Annotated in this window: 6 protein-coding genes; 3 read left to right on the forward strand and 3 right to left on the reverse strand. The window is 49.2% G+C overall.

Going from position 1 to position 3,885, the window contains the following annotated elements; translation table 11 throughout:
• On the reverse strand, positions 1 to 565 hold a 565-nt coding region (locus tag RMSM_RS05260), incomplete at its 3' end, for a recombinase family protein (RefSeq protein ID WP_008692627.1).
• A gap of 339 nt (positions 566 to 904) precedes the next feature.
• Between RMSM_RS05260 and RMSM_RS05265 the strand changes: the two genes are divergently transcribed.
• From RMSM_RS05265 to RMSM_RS05275, 3 genes are read left to right on the forward strand one after another with little or no spacing between them, the layout of a single operon-like run.
• Positions 905 to 1,981 carry a hypothetical protein gene (locus tag RMSM_RS05265; protein ID WP_144057387.1) on the forward strand — a complete coding sequence of 359 codons (1,077 nt, stop codon included), beginning with the start codon at positions 905 to 907 and terminating at the stop codon, positions 1,979 to 1,981.
• Positions 1,971 to 2,306 (forward strand): hypothetical protein, encoded by a 336-nt coding sequence (locus RMSM_RS05270; protein ID WP_040764214.1) that lies wholly within the window; start codon positions 1,971 to 1,973, stop codon positions 2,304 to 2,306. Before RMSM_RS05265 ends, RMSM_RS05270 begins: the two co-directional genes overlap by 11 nt.
• Positions 2,306 to 2,935 carry a hypothetical protein gene (locus RMSM_RS05275; RefSeq protein WP_008692631.1) on the forward strand — a complete coding sequence of 210 codons (630 nt, stop codon included), beginning with the start codon at positions 2,306 to 2,308 and terminating at the stop codon, positions 2,933 to 2,935. The genes RMSM_RS05270 and RMSM_RS05275 overlap by 1 nt, the downstream gene beginning before the upstream one ends.
• Here RMSM_RS05275 and RMSM_RS05280 read toward each other — a convergent pair.
• Positions 2,909 to 3,235: a hypothetical protein gene (locus RMSM_RS05280; protein ID WP_008692633.1), complete on the reverse strand. Its 327-nt coding sequence runs from the start codon at positions 3,233 to 3,235 to the stop codon at positions 2,909 to 2,911. The two genes, RMSM_RS05275 and RMSM_RS05280, sit on opposite strands and share 27 nt — an antisense overlap.
• A gap of 107 nt (positions 3,236 to 3,342) precedes the next feature.
• On the reverse strand, positions 3,343 to 3,717 hold the full coding sequence (locus RMSM_RS43720) for a thermonuclease family protein (protein ID WP_081614025.1): 375 nt from the start codon (positions 3,715 to 3,717) through the stop codon (positions 3,343 to 3,345).
• Positions 3,718 to 3,885 lie beyond the last annotated feature (168 nt).

The following is a 3,885-nucleotide window of genomic DNA, read 5'->3' on the forward strand; positions in this document are numbered from 1 at the left end:
ACCGATCGAAGATTTCCTTCACGATCGCCACCACATCAGGGTCATCGAGCTGCAGCCGTCGGTCAGAGTCCACAACGTAGCCGAAGGGCGGTGTTCCTGTGGTCCACTTTCCCTCCTCTTTCAGCTTTGAGAGTCCACGAGAGACGTTCTTGGACAGATCCCGAAGAAACTGATGCTTTCCTTCCTGCTTCACTGAATAAACTAACCGGCTGGCCATGTCGGACCAATCAATCCGGCCGTCGGTGCAAGTTGCCAGATGAACTCCAGCTTGTCGCAATGGATGGATCCATCTTCCGGCCTCGATCATGTCGAAACGACCAAAGCGATCTTGGTCCCAACAGAGGATTGCTTCGAACTCGCCCGATGCCCCGGCGCCGATCATGCGTTGAAAGTCGATGCGTTTATCGGTGTTGTCTCCGCTCACTCCCAGATCTTCGTACCAGCGGATGACCTTGTATCCGTTTTTCGCTGCGTACTTGCCGATTTCGTCTCGTTGCTGATCTGGGGACGCTTCCTGGTCGTCAGTCGACATACGGACGTACGCGACTGCGTTTTTGGTTGCCATGACGTGCACTCACTACCTTTTTGTGGTGACCTTAGAAAAAAAATGGGCAACCGGCTAAGGTTTACCGGCTTTCGGTGAGGGTAATTAGGCCTCACCTAGCCCGCCGTAAGGATAGCGTCTCAATTCCTGTTGACGACTCTTCGCAGCCGAGAAAAATTTACGTGGGGGCAACCCACCGCTCATGTTGCTTGTTAGAATCCTCTCCGGATCCGATGAAAGCTGGTGATTTTCAGTGTGGAACGAAACAAGGTCTGGGCAGTTTGGCCATCAAACTGCGAGTTTTCCGACCTGTCTCCATGCGTCTCGGCCAGATAGATGTTGACACCACAGAGAGCAATCGTGAACGAGGAAGAACCATTTAGTGGCATTTATAAGAAACTCTATGAAATCGGGAATACCGAAGAGATAAAGCAGGTATTGAGAGAGGCTAAGGTGAACTCACCCCACCTTAGTGGAGATATTGTGCTGGGATATAGCAAAGAAGACACGATTTCAAACTTGCGTCGGGCAGTAGCATTAGAAATTGTTTCCAAAGAGGTCGTCCACAGGTTGCTTTGGGATTCTGAAGAAAACGGCCAGCAGCACATTTTGCTACTAATTCCAGCAAACCAGGACATCGCGAGCAAGTTGGCGATGGGCACATGGATTGCTGATAAGGTATTTGGGGAGGAGAACTGGGGAAACGACAGATTTCCAGCATTTGTAGATCCACATGAGGCGTACGAGTGGGCTGACTTTCGGATTGGACTGCCAGGAGCGAATTACGACTGGATAGGGAAAATGTATGGGCACGAACGGATTCGCGTTCCCGTAGGCACGCAAAAGACCGATGAAGATGACGAGGGGATAATCAGCGTCACCCGTACCTACAAGTACAGCGAAATTCGTACAGTTTTAGTGGCCCGATGGAACCATCCTCATTTTCTTGAGCTTCGAGTCGATAATCGACAGTTGCGGGCTACAGACAGCATCGATGAACGGAGGAATGAATTGTGGAAGGCGTTCAGCGAGGTTTTCAGTATCGACGATTTTGACGGTTTTCCAATCGATAAGACGCTCAAGAAAATGGTGCATAATCGGCTAGATAAAGAGAACATCGGCATCTATTCGATTGGTAAGATAGAGCTCGTGGATCCCGATTCAGGAAAAGTAACGATGTTGCCATGTGAATCAGGCCATTTAGATGACAGCGCCCCAAGATCAGCGACCTTACAAACTGCGTTGAATGAGGGATTGTCGCCGCATTCCGTTAACGTGAAATGGTCCAAGAACGACGACACACCTCCAAGCATGCCTGAACAGCTCGATTCGATAATTAAGAAAACTAACTTCGGTCCAGAGGTATCCATCAGAAAGCGTGTCACGCCAGAAGTACTGAACTATGTTCTCGATAGAATTCGAAAATATGCAGAATGACGCCAATCTCGTTGAGGTGGGAAATTCCATTAATGAATGGCTTAAAAGGCATCCTAGGGTTGACCGTCTAAACCCAGTGCTGCTTTGTCAGGACTTGAAGGTTCGTCCATTTGAAATCGCAAGGTTCCTTCACGAGATGACTCTTAGTGGCGCACTTACGGTTACCTACTCGCCGATCATGCCGAGTGGAGAGGTGAGCCTCGATGAGTTTGAATCTCCTGTTGAAATCGAAGATCGCATATTGCTCGACGGCTTCGACCGGCCATATCAAGTAGACGAACGCAAGATCGTGCCTGTCTACCGGCCTGTTAGGGAGAAGGTGTAGTGTCGGATCTCAGTCGAGATTTCTATACTAAGGTCGATACAAAACTCGCTGAAATGCTCAGTCACGCAGAGCCTGGTAAGACGAGCCAAGCGATAATTGCTTGGCGAAACTGGGGGATTAAAAACTACTCTGAACACATCGACTTTTTCTACTGCACAGCAAGTTGTTTAGCATTGTACGGAGCCACAGTTCAGTCCCCCATGAGCATTCACAATCACAACGTTACTACAACTGGGGACAATAGCCCAGTCGGTGATTCTAATACGTCTGGCAACGCCAATGTCTCTGCAAACAATGAGTCAATCGTTGAGAATGTTGCTGTTAATCACCCGAGTGCACCAGTCGCGTTGCCGCAAGAGATTGAGCAAGCCGTTTCGACTGCGAAGGACTTAGTGAGTAGCTCTATCTCCAATCCAAGCGACCGTGAAATGATGGTCGCTGCGATAGGAGAAGTAGAGCGACTTGCACGTGAGCAACCTGCTGACCGCAAGTCTCAAGAGGCAGAGTCTGTTAGAAAAAATCCGAAACTATTGTCAGGCAGCTGGTGGCGCGACGCAGGCTATTTTCTACACGGTCAAAGTGATTTCGGACTGGAACGCGACTTAGTGTTCGTTATTTTTCTGGTGTGAAATCTCCAGCAACTTGATGATCTCGCTAGCCGGAATTGAATCAGATTCGCTTACCTCGCGCAGTAAATCAATTGCTAGCTTCCTTGCCGCCTCTGGCGAAAACTCAATAGTGCCATGAATTCTCACCCGAGTTTTTTTTAGCAATCGATTAGTATCTTTTTCCTTAATGTAGATTTGGATGCGTTGTCCGTGCTGGCGGTTTAGCGTTTCCATGTGGTCGTCTACCGACGCCACCTCAAATTTAACTTTGCTGCGAGACTTGCCGGTCTTGCCCCATCTGACAATGCAATTGTTTGTCACTTCTATTTCCCGTTCACTATGTTTTCTGAATTCGTATCTGTGTAACCACTGAAGTTTTGATGCAAGTGCTTTGCGTCGATCTTAACCCAACTGGTCTCGATTGTGTTTCACCAGTTCCCCGGCACCGCGTGTCGAGGATCCGACCATAAACCACGGTTCGCTCGCTGTGCTTCGACTTGGGCGGTAGCGAGTGCTTCTTCGTCGGAATACTGGGTGTAGTGCCAAGCGATCCCAGCTTTAACGAGTTCCAGCGTGATGCGTTTCTGCTCAAAATGCAGATCTGCGATTGTCCGGCCGTGGTGGTCTTTATCGAATGCCTCGACTTGGATTGTCTTCCCAAAGACCTGATCCGAAACGAACTGCTTCGCGTTGTTTCCGAATGGTTGCCCGCGTTCTGGCGTATCGATTCCATTGAATCGAAGTCGAATAGTCTCGTGACCATGAAGAACATCGGCCGTATCACCGTCGACGACTCCAATCACCTTGGCCTCGAATCGCTCGCTCGTGGCGACTGTCGACGGCGCATCAAGGCGATTGCTGTGTTGACCTGCCGATTGCTCTTGGTGTTATCCAACTAAGCGATAGAGATTATGCAAGTAAGCGTGAGCTTTATCATTGTCACGTTTTGCTTCTTATTTACCGTCGATCGG

Source organism: Rhodopirellula maiorica SM1 (assembly GCF_000346295.1).
GTDB classification, from domain to species: domain Bacteria; phylum Planctomycetota; class Planctomycetia; order Pirellulales; family Pirellulaceae; genus Novipirellula; species Novipirellula maiorica.